Raw genomic sequence first — 18085 nt, 5'->3', positions numbered from 1 at the left:
CTCCCCGTGTGTGGGTTCCGGAGCCCTCCGCTTGGGAAGGGGCTGATTCCGTTGCTTTGCGGCGCCATGCGGAACGGTTGGGGTGGGCCGGGCTTTTGTCGGCCGGCTTGTCATGGGATGTGTGGCAGTGGTCCGAAATCAGGCGGGGCCAGATTTTTTTCGGAGCGGATAGGGTTCTCAGCCAAAGGCATGGGAGACCTTCCGGTGCGCTTAAAAAAGGTTTCATACGCAAAAGGCGTTCGTAGGGTAAACACGTAGAAATGCCAAATTCCTGTTTACAGCGGAGACACAAGCTCGATGAAACGAAAACCTTTAAGCACAGCGGTGTAATCGACATTCAAAAAGTCACCAGGGACTGAAACGACACCTAAAGGTTGGTAAATTGGTAGATTTGTTTTTGGAAAAAGCTGATTCCTGTCAACAGTTTTCGGCGTTGAAGTTGATTGAAAAACCTTTTTGTTACAACCGCTAAAGATGTCTGTATCAAAAAGGACCCCTGACAAAACACGATGTCAGCAACGAAAACGAAAATAAACCGGTCAACGGTAGTATTGACCGTTTATGGAAGTGAATTTAGTAATTTTTTGTAACGATCCAAATTTTTTTATGGATAAATTGTTGTTTACATTGATATTTTGCGAGGTGGTAGCAATTTTGCCGCCTTTCGTGCGATGGAAGGAATGGGAATAGGGAAGAAAAAATCCTGCCAAAAGCCGCTTATTAAGATACGGACACGATTTTTTGATAAATGAATAGATCGCTTCTAGATGGTGTGCCTCCGGTTTTTATCGTCCGTTCCGGCGCGTCCGATCGCTATCTCGGTCGGCAGCTATCGGTTTTCGTACCGGGGACAGGACCTGACTTGTTTCCCTGGTTCAGTACGGCGGTTTTGATGGGGAATCAATGCGGTTCGGTTTGCCTGGCCCTTTTCCCGGGCCCTGCCTGTCCATAGGACGGTGCATCCCTTCGCCAATACCGGCTTTTTCGATCTTCCAAAACCTATCTGGCGTCGGTGTACGCCCGTTCGCGCCGTCAGCGTCCGGACCGGATCGTTCCCAAGCGTACCCGCCTCCTGCTTCCCTGGTCGGAGCGTTTTCCTGGCCATCCGGTACGGGTTCACCCGTGGTAGCGATGGCGTACCCAATACCGCTGATAAAAAGCATAATTTTTTTTACCGGTGCAAGGGCATGGGTTTTCGACGGTCGGAAATGCGGGAAGGACGATCAGGTAGGGTACAGGCGATTTAGCAGACCGGATAGGATTTTCCGCATGGCGGGTTCGGCGCTTGCAGCAGCTCGCAGCACATCGGCAATGCTAATCTTTTGGATATTTCCCGGCGTACCGAGATCGGTAATGGCCGAAAGGGCTGCCACCTTCATGCCGCAATGCACCGCTACCTGTACCTCTGGCACGGTGCTCATCCCCACCGCGTCCGCACCGATGGTCCGGAGGTAGCGGTACTCGGCCGGGGTCTCCAGATTGGGTCCCTGCACGCCGGCATAGGTACCCCGGTGCAGCCGGATTCCATTCGTCCGCGCAATCTCCAGGGCCCATTCAATCAATCGGGGGCAGTAGGGCTCGCTCATGTCCGGAAACCGCTCCCCAAATTCATCCAGGTTGGGTCCACGAAGGGGATTTTCCGGAAAGAGGTCAATGTGATCGTCAATAAGGAGCAGGTCACCCACTTTTTGCACCGGATGTAATCCCCCGGAGGCATTGGAAATCAGCAGGTTTTTCACGCCCAATTTGTGCATGACCCGAATCGGAAAGGTCACCTCTTTCATGGAATAGCCTTCGTAGTAGTGAAACCGTCCTTTCATGGCCAGGACCGGGTGTTTGCCCCATTTTCCCAGGAGCAGTTTTCCGAGATGGGATTCCACCGTAGAAACGGGAAAAAAGGGAATGTCAGCATAGGGGATTTCCCGTACCGATTCGATATCCTGCAAGAGGCTGCCCAGTCCGGTACCCAGAATGATTCCGGTTTCGGGAGGACCGTCTAGAAAAGGCGCGAGGTAATTCACCGCATGGGTGATTTTTTCGGCATACGAAATGGAGGGTTCTTTGCGCATGGTGAAGAAAGGGTGCAGTGAGGCCGGCAGGCAATGCCTACCGGTTAAAACCAAATATAATAAAAGGGAAACTTTATGGGGTACTTGTTTGTATTTATGTAGTTAAAAATTATTCTTCATGATTAAGATTATCGTAAGCACGAATCGAAAAAATGCGGTATCGGCGAAAATGGCCGAGTTGTATCAGCAGATACTGGATCAAAACGGAGCGGAAAGTGAAATCATTCACCTGACCGACCTTCCGGATGACTTTGTGTTTACTGCCCTCTACGAAAACAACGGGAAAAATAGCGCGTACAACGCCATCCATAACCGGGTAAAAAGCGGGCACAAGTTTGTGTTCATCGTGCCGGAATACAACGGGTCTTTTCCGGGTATTTTAAAGTCCTTTATAGACGGGATGACGTATCCAAACAGTTTCCGGGCAAAGAAATGTGCCCTGGTTGGCATTTCCTCAGGAATCGGCGGTGCCAGCATTGCGCTGAGTCACCTGACCGATATATTTAATTACCTGGGAATGCATGTACTGGCCAATAAGATTAAACTTGCCAAAATCGAGGAAAACATGAGCGACGGTCACCTCTCCAATAAGCTATACATCAGCCTCTTGCACGAGCAGGCGAGGGCGCTGATCGATTTTTAGGCTCAGTCCACATTGTCGTGAAGAAACCGGTTGTTGCTGATGATCTCGTTGTCATCGTTTAGGTTAAATTTGGAAAGGTTTCTTTCCGAACTGTGCTGTACTTCGTGGAGTTTGATGTTTTTCCGTTGGTACGCCGGAATTTCCAGTTTTTCCTTAAACTCCTCGGGCGTCTGATTCACGGAGCGCATTTGGCGCAGTTTTTCGAACCGGTCATGTGCCCGCTTCATTGCCTTTTCCTTTATTTGCTCAAAGTAGTCGTTTTGATACATGTTGGGCGCTTCCTTTTCCCTGGGAGTTTCCCGGGGCGCGGTTTCCTCCGGTCGGTCGAATAGGGTCAGTACCTTTTTTGCTTCCGGAGCGGGGGTGCGTGCGACGTATTCGAAATCGTCCATCTCCTCCTCTTTCTGACTTTTGTCACTGGAAGTTGCCGGGTTGGTTTTCTTTTCCGAGGGGGCTTCCTGAGGGGTATCGTAGGCATTTCTGGCGGCATCCGGAGAAGGCTGTGGGGGTTGTTTGACCGAAAAGGTCACGGTTTGTCCCGGATTGCTTGCGTCTTCCTCCACCTTTGAGGTTTTTCCCGACTCCAAATGGATCACTTTTTTGCTTTCCTCTGCTTCTTTTTTCCTGGATTCGGCAAAGGTTTTGTCCGCGAGGGAATCGGTTTGAAAGCCGGTGGCAATGACGGTTACCCGAATGGCTTTTTTCAGATCGGGATCAATACCCTGACCGAAGATCACGTCTGCCATGTCTCCCGCCCGGTCTTGAATGAATTCGGTGATCTCCACCAACTCGTCCATGGACAGCTCTTCGTCTTCTCCCGACATGATGGAGAGCAGGATTTTTTCGGCGCCTTTGATGTCCACGTTGTTGAGCAGGGGAGAAGAAATGGCTTTCTCGGCCGCTTTAATGGCCCGGCCCTCGCCCTCTTCCATGGCGGAGCCCATGACGGCCGCTCCGGCATCTTTCATGACGGTTTTGACGTCCTCAAAGTCCACGTTCACATCCTGGGTTTCGGTAATGATCTCGGCGATGGACTTGGCAGCAGTACTCAGGATATTGTCTGCCTTACCAAACGCCTGGCGTATGGGGAGGTTGCCGTAGATATCCCGAAGTTTGTCGTTGAGGATGACCAATACGGTATCGCAGTTTTCGCGCAGGGCTTCGATTCCTGCCTGAGCGGAAAAGGTTTTTTTCCGTCCTTCAAATACGAACGGTGCGGTAACGATGCCCACGGTGAGGATGTCCATGTCTTTCGCGATTTTTGCGATGACGGGAGCTGCCCCGGTGCCGGTACCTCCGCCCATTCCGGCAGTGATAAACACCATTTTGGTATTGTCTTCCAGTAGTTTTCGGATTTCCTCCTTGCTCTCCAGGGCGGCATTTTTCCCCTTTTCGGGGTTGGCGCCGGCACCCAGCCCTTCGGTAAGGTGGGCCCCGATCTGCAATTTCAGGGGTACCGGGCTGCTTTTCAAGGCTTGTGAGTCGGTGTTGACCACCACAAACTCCACGTCTTTGATCCCTTGGTTAAACATGTGGTTCACTGCATTGGAACCTCCTCCTCCGACACCGATGACCTTTATGATCGACCGGTGATTTTTTTGAATATCGAATTCATAATCTCTCATGATGTATGCTATTTTTTTGGCTATAGTTTATGCTGGGCGAAATCGCTCAATAGTTTTCGTTGTCGTCGCCGATATCATCGGTGATGAAATTTTTCAGTTTTTTGGTAATGGATCCAAATATATCCCGGCCCACCTGCTCGGACCGGTAGGCTTTTCTGGCGGCTGGATTGCGCATGGTTTCCTTGAGGCGGTAGGTGTCCTCGCGGTCATCCAGCGCTTTGAATCCGGCGAGTACCAGTCCCACGGTCGTGGCGTACATGGGACTTTTCACATCGTCAATTTTGGATTTGCCCAGGTGTTCGTTGGGGTAGCCAATCCGGGTATCCAGCCCGGTAAGGTACTCAAACAAGGGCCCCACCCCGTGCAGCAGCGATCCGCCTCCCGTCAGTACAATTCCGCCGGCCAGCTTTTTGTAAACCCCACTGGTGGCGATTTCGGATTGGACCATTTCGATGATTTCTTCCATGCGGGCCTGAATGATAGAGGCCAGGTTTTTTACCGAGATCTCTTTGGGAGGCCGGTTACGCAAGCCCGGAATCGAGACAATCTCGTTTGGATTGGCTTCTTCTGCGATGGCTTTGCCAAATTTGGTTTTTAGCAGTTCGGCCTGATGGTGCATGACCATGCATCCTTCTTTGATATCGGCGGTGATGATATTGCCGCCAAATGGAATCACTGCCGTATGCCGAATGATGTTCTCGTAAAAAATGGCTACATCCGTGGTGCCTCCTCCGATGTCCACCAGGCAGACGCCTGCCTCCTTGTCCAGGTCGCTCAGCACCGAAAGCGAGCTGGCCAGGGGTTCCAGGATAAGGGCTTTGGATTGAAGACTGGCCCGTTTTACGCAGCGGTCGATGTTGTTGATCGCTGCCGACTGGGCGGTGATGATGTGAAAATCTGCTTCCAGACGCGCACCGGACATGCCCACCGGGTCCCGGATACCTTCCTCATAGTCCACGGTATAGTCTTGCGGCATTACGTGAATGATGCTGTTGCCGGGTGGAACCACGATGTTTTCCATGTCATTGGCCAGGCGGCGAACATCCTCCACGGTGATCTCATCGTCCTTGGGGTTGCGGATGATCACGCCGTGGTGAATCGCACTTCGGATGTGCTGTCCGGCAATGCCGACGATCACCTCTCCGATGTCCACGTTTGACATTTCTGAGGCCTCATTGACCGCTTTGGTGATCGCATTGACGGTTTTGTCGATATTGGTGACGATGCCACGGATCACCCCGTCGGATACGGCTTTGCCCATACCCAATACCTCTAACTTTCCGTATTCGTTTTTGCGACCGATAATCGCACAGATTTTCGTGGTACCTATATCCAGTCCTACAATGAGTTTTTCGTTTTCCATAGCGCTAACAGTTATTCACAAATGATTTGATCCTTGTATTTTACATTTACCCGATCGTACGTATTCCATCCTTTTTCCGGGAGGATTTTCTTGTAGTAGGTTTTGATTTTTCTAAATTTCATGTCGATGTTCTCGGGTTTCCCGAATTCAATGACCTGTTTTCCCACCTGTTGGTACAGATCGATGTCGCCATTATCCCGCAGCTCGAGCGAACTGATCTGCGCAGCCCAGAAGGGGTCCTCGTTGATGAAGTGAATCAGGTCCAGCAATGCGGGTTCCGATGCGGACAAATCTTCCAGCTTCAGCAAGGCTTCCGCCCGTCTTCCGGTCAGCACCAATACCCGACTGGTGTAATTGGAGGAGGTGGGCAGTATTTTTCCCGTGCTGCTGATGTAGCCATCTGCTGCCATGGGGCGGACGATCCGTGCCATGGGGACATGCTGGCTTACATGGACCCGGATGGTTCCTTTCAAATCACGAAAGACCTCCGCTTTCTTTACAAAAGGATGGGCCTCTACCTTTTTTTCCAGGGCATTGATGGAAATAGCACCCAGCGCTCCCTGCTTTTCCAGTTCGGGAAAGGCATTGGTCAAGAGGCTGGCGACTTCTTTTTCCTCCACAAAGTAGACGTCACTGACCCCTTCGACGTGGATTTCCAGGCCGGATAGGGTTCGTGATGCCGCCTTCTTCTCGACAAAGGCAATGAATCCCGATAGTACCAATCCAGCCAGTACTAGGAGGATGGGTTTTTTAACGTTTCTTATGTTAAGTCCTTTCATCGGCTATCCATTTTGCGATAGGTTCCACCAAACGATCGATATCACCCGCTCCGATGGTCACCAGTACTTCCGGTGGCCGTTGCTTCAGGTAGGGCAGGAGGGCTTCTTTTTCCAGTATCCTTTTCACCGGGCTGCTGATGGCCGGCAGCAACATGGCCGCTGTCACGCCTGGCAAGGGCATTTCCCTGGCGGGATAGATGTCCAAAAGCAATACCTCGTCCGCAAGCGAGAGGCTCTCCGAAAACCCGGCGGCAAAATCCCGGGTGCGGGTAAATAAATGCGGCTGAAAGACAGCGGTAAGCCTTTTTGCGGGATACATGGCCTTTACCGAATGCAAAAAGGACCGAATCTCTTCCGGATGATGGGCGTAATCATCGATGTAGGTGATCGTTTCCCCGGAATGAATGAACTCAAACCGTCGTTTAACCCCCCGGTAGCTGGCAATTCCTTCTTTTATCGCGTTTTCGGAAAGACCAAAATACCGCGCTGCTGCGATGGCAGCCAGGGCATTTTCAATGTTGTGAAAACCGGGCACATGAAGGTTCAGGTCGTCGATTCGCTCGGTTTCGGAGCAGTAATCAAACGAAAACGTAATGGTACCCGCCTGTATGTTTTCTGCCCGGATGCTACCGGTGTCCAGGCCATAGGTACGGACCGGAACGGTGCCGTATTCCCGGTCTTTAATTTTCTCGTAGGCTCGGTGCTGAATGAACAGCTGCCCCGTCGGATTGGTCAGACGAATGAAGGCGAGGAACCCCTCCAGAAAGTGGTCGGGGTCTCCGTAGATATCCAGGTGGTCGGGATCGATGCTGGTGACGATGCTCACATTCGGATGCAACTGCAGGAAGGAGCGGTCAAATTCATCCGCCTCCACCACCACCACCGGTGCTTCCTTGCTTCCTTCGTCGTGAAGGATCAGGTTGCTTTGGTAGTTTTGGGTAAGGCCGCCCAAAAAGGCCGCTGTATTGTGGCCGGCGTTTTTCAGCAGATGGGCAATCATCGAGGAGGTCGTCGTTTTGCCATGCGTACCTGCAACAGCCACGGTTTCCATGGACTTGGTTATCAGGCCCAACACAGCGGAACGTTTCATCAGTGTGTATCCCTGATCGGTGAAAAAGCGGAAAAGCGCGCTGCTCTGCGGAACAGCGGGCGTCCAGATCACCAGGGTCTTTTTCGTATCCGTTTGCAGGAAGGCAGCGGGGATCTGATCGGGATCATCCCGATAGCTGACGTGCATCCCTTCGCTTTCGAGGGTCTCCGTAAGGGGAGAGGGGGTCTTGTCGTAGCCAAAAACAGGTACCCCAATATGGGCAAACCACCGGGCGATGGCACTCATGCCAATGCCCCCAATGCCGAGAAAATAGACGCTATGTAGGTTTTTTACGTTCATTGTACCAGATTTTCCATCACGCCTACGATTTCTACTGCGGCGTTTGGTTTCGATAGTTTTTTGATGGCTTCCGAAAGGGATTGCTGTTTTTCCGGATCCTGAAGCAAGGCATGTACCAGGGACTCCAGTTCCCGAACCGCCATCGAATCCGTTAGCAGCAAGGCGCCACCTTGCGTTACTACGGCCATGGCGTTTTTGGTCTGGTGGTCTTCCGCCACGTTTGGCGAGGGAACGAAAATCACCGGTTTGCCGACCAGGCTCAGTTCGGAAACCGAAAGTGCTCCGGACCTGGAAATGACCAGATCAGCGGCCGCATAGGCCAGGTCCATGTCCTTGATGAATTCCTGGGGATGAATGTGCTGCAACCCGGAGTCCCGAACCTGCTGGCTTACCTTCTGGAAATAGTACGAGCCGGTTTGCCACAGTACCTGGTATCCCTTTGCTTCGAACCCATGCATGCTTTCCAGCATTGCTTCGTTGAGTGTGCGGGCGCCAAGACTTCCCCCAATGGATAAGACCACGGGCTTGTCGGGCTGCAGGTTAAATTTTTTCCATGCGGCTTCTTTTTTTCCGGTTAAATCCAAGATGTCTTTTCGCACCGGATTTCCGGTATACTGTATTTTTTCTTTGGGAAAATAGCGCTCCATTTGCGGATAGGCCACGCAGATGGCCGTGGCTTTTTTCGCCAGCAAGCGATTCGTTAGACCGGCATAGCTATTTTGCTCCTGTATCAGCGTAGGAAGGCCCTTTCGTTGGGCGGCAAAGAGTACCGGGCCGCTGGCATAGCCACCCACACCAACCACCAGGTGGGGCTTAAAATTTTTGACCAGTTTTCGGGCCTTTTGGAGACTGTCCAATACCTTAAATGGAAAGCTGAGGTTTTCAAGCGTAAAGCGGCGTTGCAGGCCGGCGATCCGCAATCCCTCGATGGGATACCCGGCTTCCGGAACTTTCTGCATTTCCATCTTTCCTTCGGCACCGACAAACAGCACTTCACTTTCCGGAAACCGCTCGTTCCAGGCCTTCGCGATGGCTATGGCCGGATAGATATGGCCTCCGGTGCCCCCTCCACTGATGATGATGCGATATGTCTCTCCGTTCTTTTTCAATCGATTATGCGACTTTTACCAGGTTTTTGACCGATTTTTCTTCTCCCACGAAGGCATCTTCGTGGTCACCCCGGCTCACACTCAGGATGATCCCCAGGGAAATTCCCGTGAAAATCAAGGATGTCCCCCCCATGCTGACCATGGGCAAGGGCAATCCGGTGATGGGGACCAGTCCCACGGCTACTCCCATATTGATCATGGCCTGAATCACCAGGGAAAAACTCAGGCCTGCCGAAAGCAAGCCACCGAAAGGCCGGGTGGAAATGGCCACTACCCGCATGCCGCGGTACAGCAGCGCCAGGTACAGAAAGAGTACAAAGCCTCCGCCCACCATGCCGTATTCTTCGATGATGATGGCGTAAATGAAATCCGAGTAGGGATGGGGTAGAATGTTTCGTTGTTCGCTTTTCCCGGGTCCTTTGCCGGTGATCCCACCGGTTGCAATGGCCATGTAGGAGTGCTTGGCCTGAAAGGGTATCTCGCCAGGATCGTCGTTCATGAATTTTTCGATCCGGTAAAAGAAAACATCACCCCGCTGTCCCATCAGGATGGCGGAGGACAATACAAGTGCCCCCACCATGCCAACGACCATGAGGTATTTCACTGGGACCCTGCCGATGAACATGAGCAAGAGGCAGGTTGCCAATAGCATCACGGCTGTGGACATATTGGCCAAGGCAATGAGCAGGCAAATGATCCCAATCCAGATGATGATCGGGATAAACGTCCCTTTGATATCCGCTATTTTTCGTTGTCTTTTTGCCAGCATCCCAGCCACGGCGGCAATTAAAGCCAATTTGGCCAGGTCGGAGGGCTGGAATGACTGGTTAATGATTGGAATGGTCAGCCAGCGGTTGGCCTCGTTTTTCGTGGCGCCAAAAGCATAGGTGACCAACAGCATGGGAACGCTGATCCACAAGGCAAACAGACTCAGTTTGGAGAAATACTTATAGGGAATGGTATGTACGCCCCACATGACCACCAGGCTGCCTAGAATCAGCGCACTGTGCTTGAACAGGTAGATCTCCGTATTGCCGCCCATTTTCCGGTAGGCAATGGAGCCGGTAGCCGAATAGACCGCCAGAATGCTGATCATGGCCAGCAATAGCACGATCGCCCAGATAATGGGGTCTCCTTTTAGGTTTTCTTCAAGCCAGATTTTAACTTTCGCCATTTTCAATTGCTGTTTTTAGTTGCTTCACGGCTTCCTTGAATTGGTTGCCACGGTCCTCGTAATTTTTAAACAGGTCAAAGCTTGCACAGGCCGGAGACAGCAGGACCAAGGATCCGGGAGTTCCCTTTTCCAGGGCCCAGCGAAGGGCTTGATGGATATCCTGGGTTTCCAGAATCTCCGGTATTTTTCCGCCAAAGTTCGATTTTAGCTTTTCGTTATCTCGGCCCAGGCAGATGAGTACCTGTACACGTCCCTGCACCAGCGTATCGAGCTGGGAATAGTCGTTTCCCTTATCCACCCCGCCGGCAATCCAGATGAGCGGAGTATTGTAGGCCTCCAGCGCAAATGCCGTAGCATCCACGTTGGTGCCTTTGCTATCGTTTACAAATTGAATGCCGTTGATGGCTGCCACCCACTCCATTCGGTGGGCCGCGTTCACAAAGGTTTTGAGGGCCGGTCCCAGGGTGTTTGCCGGTACCCCGGCCGTGGTGGCGGCCAGCACGGCTGCCAGGGAATTGGCCAGGTTGTGGGTACCCTTCAGGGCCATGTCCTCAATCGGCCAATACCAATCGCCCGCATCGGTTGTTACCTGTAGTTTTCCTGCAGCCACATGGGCCCTGCGCGCAGGACGGGCCTCCAGACCGTAGGGCAGTTCCCCGGGCTGGCTTTTCTTGCGGGCCAGCGCCTGGCGTATGTTTGCATCGGAATCGTAGTAGATCAAGTGGTCTTCCGGCTGCATCGTATTGCTTAGTTGTACTTTGGTGGCCGCATAGAGCGAAAGGTCGTTGGAATACCGATCCAGGTGATCCGGGGTAATGTTTAGCAACACCGCGATGCGGGGACGGAACGTAACCAGGCCTTCTATCTGAAAACTACTTACTTCCAGGACCCACCAATCCCGATCGCCTTCGCAGAGCTGCAGCGCCCAGCTTTGCCCCACATTGCCACCCAACCCCACATTCAGGCCTGCCGATCGCAACAAATGATAGGTGAGCAGGGTGGTGGTGGTTTTTCCATTGGTACCGGTAATGGCAATTACCTTTCCCCGGGAATAGCCGTAGGCGAATTCCAGCTCGTCTATCACCGGAATACCTGCCGCTTTCAGCTGCACGATGATGGGATTGGCATAGGGGATTCCCGGACTTTTGACTACCGTATCGGCAGTTAATAGCTCCGCAACCGTATGCGTTCCTTCTTCAAAGGCAATGCCCTTCTCCCGGAAAACGGCTTTCTTTTCCGCAGCGATTGCTCCGGCATCGGACACGAATACCCGATGCCCTTGCATTTGGGCAAGAAGCGCGGCTCCAAAACCGCTTTCTCCGGATCCTATCACGACCGTCTTCTTCATTTATCGCAGTTTAAGTGTAGCCAATGCCAGTATGGCAAACAAGATTCCCAGTATCCAAAATCGCACCGTTATTTTTGCTTCGGGTATGTTCTTTTTTTGGTAATGGTGATGCAGCGGAGACATAAGAAAGACGCGCTTTCCTTCGCCGTATTTCCGCCGGGTATATTTGAAATACCCCACCTGAATGATCACGGAAAGTAATTCGATCAGGAAAATGCCGCAAAGCACGGGCAATAGGAGTTCCTTTCTAAGGGTAAGGGACAGTACCGCAATCACTCCCCCGATCATCAGGCTGCCCGTGTCACCCATAAATACCTGGGCGGGGTAGGAATTGTACCAAAGGAATCCCACACAAGCCCCTACAAATGCGGCACAGAAGATCACCAATTCACCGGAATTTGGGATAAACAGGACGTTTAAGTACTGGGAAAAGATAGCGTTGCCGCTGATGTAGGCATAAATCGCGATGGTAAGTCCGATGATGGCCGAGGTACCGGCCGCCAACCCGTCAATGCCGTCGGTGATGTTCGCACCGTTGGAAACGGCCGTTACCACAAATATCACGAGCAGTACGTAAAATAGGGGGGTGAAATTTTCTCCCAGGAAACCAAAAACCACGTCGTAGTTCAATTCGTTATTTTTCAGGAAAGGAATGGTGGTTTTCATGGATTTCACGTCCTGGAAGGCGGGCGTTGCCACCACACCTTCGGCAATGGAGACCGTATCCTGAAATTCCCGAATGACCACGTCCTCGTGAAAGTACAGGGTCACGCCGACAATAATCCCGATGGATACCTGTCCGATTATCTTAAACCAGCCGGCCAGTCCTTCTTTGTTTTTCCGGAATACCTTGATGTAATCGTCCAAAAAGCCAATGCCGCCCAGCCACAGGGTAGTCACCAGCAGCAGGATGATGTAGATGTTGTAGATATTGGCAAATAGCAAGGTGGGCAGTACGATGGCCGCCATGATCATCAATCCTCCCATGGTCGGGGTTCCTTTTTTCTCCAGTTGGCCCTGCAGGCCCAATTCCCGGACGGTTTCCCCGATTGACTTTTTTCGGATCCAATCAATGATTCCTTTGCCAAGGGTAATGGTAATCAGCAGGGAAAACAAGGCCGCCATGCCCGCCCGAAAAGAAATGTAGCGAAATACCCCTGCACCGGGGAAATCGTAGGTTTGGTCGATATAATCAAAAATGTGGTACAGCATCCTATTCCTTGTGTAACAGTTCCAAAAATTCCTTCACAACTTTTTTATCGTCAAAGGGATGTTTGACCCCTTGTATTTCCTGGTAGGTTTCGTGCCCTTTACCCGCGATCAACAGGATGTCCCCTTTTTTGGCCAGGCTGCAGGCGGTCTTGATGGCCGATCTTCGGTCGGCTAAGCTGAGTGTCTTTTTCTGGTCGACGGGGTTTATCCCACCTTCCATTTCCCGAATGATTTCCATCGGGTCTTCGTCCCGGGGATTGTCCGAGGTAAAAATCACCCGGTCACTCAGGTTGCAGGCAATTTTGGCCATCAGGGGCCGCTTGCTCCGGTCCCGGTTTCCCCCGCAGCCCACCAGGGTAATCAGGGTTTCCCCACCGGTTCGTAGTTTTTGTATGGTTTTGAGTACATTTTCCAGGGCATCCGGGGTATGCGCGTAATCGACGATGGCGGTGATACCTCCATATACGACCTGATCAAAGCGGCCGACCGCTCCCTTCAGTTTGGATAATTGGCGCAGTACTTCCTCTTCTTCTTCGTCCAGCAGCAGGGCGATTCCAAGCACGCCCAACAAGTTGTAGGCGTTGAATTCGCCAATCAGTCGGAACCAAACCTGTTTGCCCTCAAAATCCAGTTCGAGCCCGTGCAGGGAGTTGGCCAAAATTTTTGCTTTAAAATCTGCTGGGTATTTCAGGCCAAAGGTAAAGGGCCTGGCACGGCAGTTCTGGAGCATGACCCGCCCCCGTTTGTCATCCGCGTTGATCAGCGCAAAGGCGTCTTTTGGCAGTTCGTCAAACAGTTTTTTCTTTGCCTTGATGTACGAATCAAAATCTCCGTGATAATCCAGGTGGTCGTGTGAAATGTTTGAAAACAAGGCGCCCGCAAATTTCAGTCCCGCAGTGCGTTCCTGAACAATGGCATGGGAACTGGCTTCCATAAAACAATGCGTACAGCCATTTTCCAGCATTTTCACCAGCAATTCGTTGATCGCCAATACGTCGGGCGTGGTATGGCTGGATGCAAGTACCTGGTCTTTGATTCGGTTTTCTACCGTAGATAGGAGTCCGGTGGCATAGCCCAGTTCGGAAAACAATTGGTGCAAAAGGGTAACGGTTGTGGTTTTTCCGTTGGTGCCGGTGACGGCCACCAGCGTGAGTTTCTCGGAGGGGTTTCCGTAAAAATTTGCTGCCATCAATCCCAGGGACCTGGCGGCGTTGATTACCTGCACGTAGGTGATTCCCTCCTCGAGCCTTTCCGGAAGCTGTTCGCATACAATGGCCGATGCACCGTTGTCCAACGCCTTTTCGATATACGCATGCCCGTCCACCTGCGTGCCGGGTATGGCAACGAAAACGACGCCTTCCCCAACCTCTCGGCTATCAAACGCGATGCGGGAAATGGGTACATCCATGGCGCCTTTCGTAGACACCAACGAAACCTTGTATACGATATCTTTTAATGGTTTGCTCAACGTAGCGTAAGTTTAATGATCTGATCCCTGTTAATACCGCTTCCTGCGGGCAGGGATTGGGAACTAACCCTTCCTTTGCCCGAATGCTGCACCCGAAGCCCCTTGTTTTCGAGGACATACAGCGCATCCCGCAGACTCATGCCCGTCACGTCTGGAATGACCGGTTTTTCTACTGCATTGCTCACCCATTGGATGGAGCGGTTCGAAACCTTGGATGTAACCCAGGTTTCGTTTCCGGAATAGTGGTTGGAGATACCCATGCTATTGCAAATCATTTGCAATTCCTCCACGTTTCCGGCACGGATGTAGGGAAATTCAGATCGGTCAATTTTGGGTATTTCCCGGTGCGCCCCGCTGCCTACCTGTACGCTCATGTCTTGTGCGTACAGTTTGTCCGCAATTTCCCGGAATACCGGTGCCGAGATATCTCCGCCGTAGGCGTTGAATCCTTTGGGACTATCGATTACGACAATGGCACTGTACTTGGGACGGTCGGCGGGAAAATAACCAACGAAAGAGGTATAATAGGTCTGGGTATACCGTCCGTTTTCTAATTTTTGCGCAGTTCCCGTCTTCCCGGCAATGCCGTAGGTGCTTGTTTTGATATTTTTGGCCGTCCCGTTATCCACCACTCCCGTTAAGAGGCTTCGGAGTTGGGACAGCGTTTTTTCGGAGGCGATCTTTTTTTGCAAGGTCTCGGTTCGGAAGCGGACTTCGACCGCATTTCCTCTCGATATTTGCTGCACGATCATGGGTTTGACCAGGGTTCCTCCATTGGCCACTGCGTTGTACAAGGCCAGGGTTTGCAGCGGAGTGATTTTTAGTTCGTAGCCGATGGACATCCAGGGCAGGGTGGTTCCGTACCAGTTTTTGTCGTCCGGATTTTTGAAATAGGGTAGTCCTTCTCCCTTGATTTGAAAGCCCAGGGGCTGGTCCAGCCTGACGCGAGAGATGTATTCCATAAACCGGTGGGGCTGGTGGCCAAAATGCTCGTTGACCATTTTCGATATGCCCACATTGGAGGATTTTTCAAAGGCTTCCCGAACGGTTATTTTTCCATACCCTCCGTTTTTTACATCTCGCATAAAGCGGTCGTAAAACTTAAATCGGCCGTTTCCGGTGTCGATAGTGTCGGTTAAATTTATTTTCCCTTCTTCCAGAAGAGCCATCATGGACAGCAGCTTGAAGGTGGATCCCGGTTCGGTAAGTCCCTGTTCACCCACGGCATAATTGTAGTATTCGCCGTATCCGTACCCATTTTTGTTTTTTTGCAGGTTAGCGATTGCCTTGATATGGCCGGTGGCTACCTCCATGACAATCACGGAACCGTAGGCAGCGTCCTTGTTCATGAGCTGGCGGAGCAGGGCCGACTCAGCCAGGTCTTGTATGTTTACATCCAAGGTGCTGACGATATCGTAGCCATCTGTGGGTTTGATGTCTTCTGCATCGTGCAGGGGTTTCCAACTCCCGCCGGCAATTTTCTGAAACATCGCTTCCCCATTTCTTCCCTCCAGGTAGTTGTTGAAACTGTATTCCAGTCCAACGCCGTACTGGTCTTCGTTTAGGAATCCCACGGTTCTACCAGCCAGGTTTTTGAACGGCCGGTAGCGCTTGTCGATTTTTTCGAATAAAACGCCCCCGCCCATTCGGCCTTCCCGGAAGATGGGCCAGGTCATCATCTTCAATTTTTCCTGGTAGCCGATTTGCTTTCGGTTGAGAATCAGGTATTTCTTCCCGTCGTTTCGGGCGTCCAGTATCATGCGCTTATAGCTCGCGGCCGATCGGTCCCGGTAAAAGCCCGAAAGCAAGTTGGCCAGGGAATCCACGCTGGATTTGAGTTTGGCACCGGAGACGATGGATGGATCCATGGCTACCCGGTAAAAGGGCAAACTGGTGGCAAGAAGGCTCCCATCCGCGCTGTAGATATTGCCACGGGTCGCCTTTACGGGCCGGTATTGCAAATGAATGTCTTCGGAGAGCTGGCGCCACTTATCGCCTTCGACCAGCTGAATGGTACCTATCCTGTAAAAAATAGCACCGGCGATTACAGTGACTGCCAGAAAGGCAAGCCGGACCCGGAGCAATATGGATTTTTTAATGTTCACTTCTCTAAAACGATTCGTTGTGGTGGTTCTTCTAATTCAACCAAACCCAGGGGTTGGATTTTTTTGGCAACCTCGGATTGCTTGCTGGAAAACATGTATTCCGCCTCCAGTGTGGTGACATCGGCCCGAAGATCTTCCACTTCCTGCTGGGTCCGTTCAATTTTCCGGATGGTATTCTCCGCCTGGTGATTGCTCCAGATGTAGAGCATGGCCAGAAAGGCAGCATATAGAAAAGGAGGCACCAGTTTTACGGGCACCTGTTCGCCCAGTAGTCCGCTGATATCCAATTTTTGCTCCATAAACGCAAACGGATTCAACCAGGATTTTTTCACCTTTCCAACGGGCTTGATTGGTTTTCGGAAACTGTTTTTTCTCATGGCTGTGTTTTTTCGGCGATTCGTAATCGGGCACTTCGCGCCCGTTTGTTGCGTTCGATTTCTTCCGGATCCGCAACGATGGCTTTTCTGCTGACCGGCTCCAGGGGGCGAATCGGGTTTCCGTAGAAGTCTTTTTCGAGTTCCCCGTGCAATTTTCCTTTGGTCATGATATTTTTTACCAGGCGGTCTTCCAGCGAATGGTAACTCATTACCACCAGGCGACCCCCTGGTTTCAACAGGTCCATGCTTTGCAGCAGCATTTCCTCCAGGGCGGCCAATTCCTGATTTACTTCGATTCGCAGTGCCTGGTACACCTGTGCGGCATACTTTGCGTATTTTCCTCGGGGGGCGTAGTGGTCGAGCAGGCGTTTGAATTCGGCACTTCCCTCAAAAGGACTGTTTGCCCGGAAGGATACGATTGCCCGGGCCAATGTTTTTGCATTTTTCACTTCCCCGTAGATGCCCAGTAGCCGCTGCAGTTCGTTTTCCGGATAGGTGTTCAGGACGGTTGCGGCCGTGAGGTCGCCGGACCGACTCATTCGCATGTCAAGTGGGCCTTCGAACCGGGTCGAAAACCCCCGTGACGGCTCGTCGATCTGGTGGGAGGAAATCCCTAAATCAGCCAATATACCGTCTACTTGTTCCACCCCATAGAGCTTCAAATACCGCTTTACATCCCGGAAATTTGCCTGGATGAAGGTAAAGCGCGGATCCTTGGGTGCGTTTTTTTCGGCGTCGGGATCCTGGTCAAAGGCATACAAATGCCCATTTTCCAACCGGTTGAGGAGCTCATTGGCATGACCGCCTCCTCCATACGTCAGGTCCACGTAAATCCCATTGGGATCGATTGCCAATCCGGAAAGGCAGGCCTCACGCATTACGGGAATATGGTATACCGAGTCAGACATGCTTTCCTAAAAATTTTCTGTTTAACGCTTTGTACACCTGCTCTTCGTTGGCAGCATACTCCTCGTGAAGGTCCGGGTTCCAGATTTCTATTTTGGTCCCAATCCCAATGAGCACCGCATCTTTCTCGAGCTGCGCGTGCCGAAGCATGTTTTTGGGAAGCAGAAACCTGCCCGCACTATCCAACTCCACGGGCGATTCCCTCCGGAAAAAGGATCGTTTAAATATCCTGACTTCCTCATCGGTATCGTCCAGACTGGCCAGTTTGCTATGGTCTTTTCGGACCTCCACCATGGGAATCAACTCCAGGCAGGGCTCCAGACCTTTGCGCAGCATCATCTCCTGACCCAAGGATTCAGGAAGGGATGCCTTCATTTTCGAAGGTAAAACCAACCTGCCCTTGGCATCCAGTTTACACTCAAATTCACCGGTGAAAGATGCCATATCCGTACTTCCTGATTCGTGGATACAAAAGTAGCAAATAGCCAAACACTTTATACCACTTTGCCCCACTTTT

Annotated in this window: 16 protein-coding genes; 1 reads left to right on the top strand and 15 read right to left on the bottom strand. The window is 51.7% G+C overall.

Features of this window, described 5'->3' with window-relative positions; genetic code table 11:
• Nucleotides 1-875: 875 nt before the first annotated feature.
• Together BMW71_RS22665 and BMW71_RS22660 are read right to left on the bottom strand one after the other, a co-directional pair.
• Nucleotides 876-1163 carry a hypothetical protein gene (locus tag BMW71_RS22665; RefSeq protein ID WP_092178824.1) on the bottom strand — a complete coding sequence of 96 codons (288 nt, stop codon included), beginning with the start codon at nucleotides 1161-1163 and terminating at the stop codon, nucleotides 876-878.
• Between the two features lie 60 nt (nucleotides 1164-1223).
• The gene (locus tag BMW71_RS22660; protein WP_092178823.1) at nucleotides 1224-2069 is read right to left on the bottom strand and encodes a purine-nucleoside phosphorylase; all 846 of its coding nucleotides are present in this window, start codon (nucleotides 2067-2069) and stop codon (nucleotides 1224-1226) included.
• 118 nt (nucleotides 2070-2187) lie between these two features.
• Here BMW71_RS22660 and BMW71_RS22655 point away from each other — a divergent pair, with 118 nt between their 5' ends.
• Nucleotides 2188-2712, top strand: a complete 525-nt coding sequence (locus tag BMW71_RS22655) for an NADPH-dependent FMN reductase (protein WP_092178822.1) — start codon at nucleotides 2188-2190, stop codon at nucleotides 2710-2712.
• Nucleotides 2713-2714: 2 nt separating this feature from the next.
• Here BMW71_RS22655 and ftsZ read toward each other — a convergent pair whose 3' ends face one another.
• Genes ftsZ through mraZ form a run of 13 tightly spaced genes read right to left on the bottom strand, consistent with a single transcriptional unit; the run spans nucleotide 2715 to nucleotide 18012 of the window.
• Nucleotides 2715-4337, bottom strand: coding sequence for a cell division protein FtsZ (gene ftsZ, locus BMW71_RS22650; protein ID WP_092178821.1), 1623 nt, complete (start codon nucleotides 4335-4337; stop codon nucleotides 2715-2717).
• 46 nt (nucleotides 4338-4383) lie between these two features.
• On the bottom strand, nucleotides 4384-5700 hold the full coding sequence (gene ftsA, locus BMW71_RS22645; RefSeq protein ID WP_092178820.1) for a cell division protein FtsA: 1317 nt from the start codon (nucleotides 5698-5700) through the stop codon (nucleotides 4384-4386).
• Between the two features lie 11 nt (nucleotides 5701-5711).
• Entirely contained in the window at nucleotides 5712-6479 is a 768-nt protein-coding gene (locus tag BMW71_RS22640; RefSeq protein WP_092178819.1) for a cell division protein FtsQ/DivIB, read from the bottom strand.
• A complete protein-coding gene (gene murC, locus BMW71_RS22635) occupies nucleotides 6466-7869 on the bottom strand; it encodes a UDP-N-acetylmuramate--L-alanine ligase (RefSeq protein WP_092178818.1) in 1404 nt (467 codons plus the stop codon). The genes BMW71_RS22640 and murC overlap by 14 nt, the downstream gene beginning before the upstream one ends.
• Entirely contained in the window at nucleotides 7866-8978 is a 1113-nt protein-coding gene (gene murG / locus BMW71_RS22630) for an undecaprenyldiphospho-muramoylpentapeptide beta-N-acetylglucosaminyltransferase (protein ID WP_244891284.1), read from the bottom strand. Before murG ends, murC begins: the two co-directional genes overlap by 4 nt.
• Before the next feature lie 4 nt (nucleotides 8979-8982).
• Nucleotides 8983-10152, bottom strand: coding sequence for an FtsW/RodA/SpoVE family cell cycle protein (locus tag BMW71_RS22625; protein ID WP_092178817.1), 1170 nt, complete (start codon nucleotides 10150-10152; stop codon nucleotides 8983-8985).
• Nucleotides 10139-11500 carry a UDP-N-acetylmuramoyl-L-alanine--D-glutamate ligase gene (gene murD, locus BMW71_RS22620; protein ID WP_092178816.1) on the bottom strand — a complete coding sequence of 454 codons (1362 nt, stop codon included), beginning with the start codon at nucleotides 11498-11500 and terminating at the stop codon, nucleotides 10139-10141. Before murD ends, BMW71_RS22625 begins: the two co-directional genes overlap by 14 nt.
• Nucleotides 11501-12712 carry a phospho-N-acetylmuramoyl-pentapeptide-transferase gene (mraY, locus tag BMW71_RS22615; protein WP_092178815.1) on the bottom strand — a complete coding sequence of 404 codons (1212 nt, stop codon included), beginning with the start codon at nucleotides 12710-12712 and terminating at the stop codon, nucleotides 11501-11503. It abuts the gene before it with no gap.
• A 1-nt stretch (nucleotide 12713) separates the two neighbouring features.
• A complete protein-coding gene (locus tag BMW71_RS22610) occupies nucleotides 12714-14180 on the bottom strand; it encodes a UDP-N-acetylmuramoyl-L-alanyl-D-glutamate--2,6-diaminopimelate ligase (RefSeq protein ID WP_092178814.1) in 1467 nt (488 codons plus the stop codon).
• The gene (locus tag BMW71_RS22605) at nucleotides 14177-16285 is read right to left on the bottom strand and encodes a penicillin-binding protein (RefSeq protein WP_092178813.1); all 2109 of its coding nucleotides are present in this window, start codon (nucleotides 16283-16285) and stop codon (nucleotides 14177-14179) included. The genes BMW71_RS22610 and BMW71_RS22605 overlap by 4 nt, the downstream gene beginning before the upstream one ends.
• Nucleotides 16282-16662 (bottom strand): FtsL-like putative cell division protein, encoded by a 381-nt coding sequence (locus BMW71_RS22600; RefSeq protein WP_092178812.1) that lies wholly within the window; start codon nucleotides 16660-16662, stop codon nucleotides 16282-16284. The genes BMW71_RS22605 and BMW71_RS22600 overlap by 4 nt, the downstream gene beginning before the upstream one ends.
• Nucleotides 16659-17570, bottom strand: coding sequence for a 16S rRNA (cytosine(1402)-N(4))-methyltransferase RsmH (gene rsmH / locus BMW71_RS22595; RefSeq protein ID WP_092178811.1), 912 nt, complete (start codon nucleotides 17568-17570; stop codon nucleotides 16659-16661). The genes BMW71_RS22600 and rsmH overlap by 4 nt, the downstream gene beginning before the upstream one ends.
• Nucleotides 17563-18012 carry a division/cell wall cluster transcriptional repressor MraZ gene (gene mraZ / locus BMW71_RS22590; RefSeq protein ID WP_092178810.1) on the bottom strand — a complete coding sequence of 150 codons (450 nt, stop codon included), beginning with the start codon at nucleotides 18010-18012 and terminating at the stop codon, nucleotides 17563-17565. The genes rsmH and mraZ overlap by 8 nt, the downstream gene beginning before the upstream one ends.
• Between the last annotated feature and the right edge of the window lie 73 nt (nucleotides 18013-18085).

The organism is Cyclobacterium xiamenense (genome assembly GCF_900109255.1).
In the GTDB taxonomy this organism is placed as follows: domain Bacteria; phylum Bacteroidota; class Bacteroidia; order Cytophagales; family Cyclobacteriaceae; genus Cyclobacterium; species Cyclobacterium xiamenense.
The sequence above is the reverse complement of the archived record's forward strand: the minus strand, read 5'-3'. Positions and strand labels throughout refer to the sequence as shown.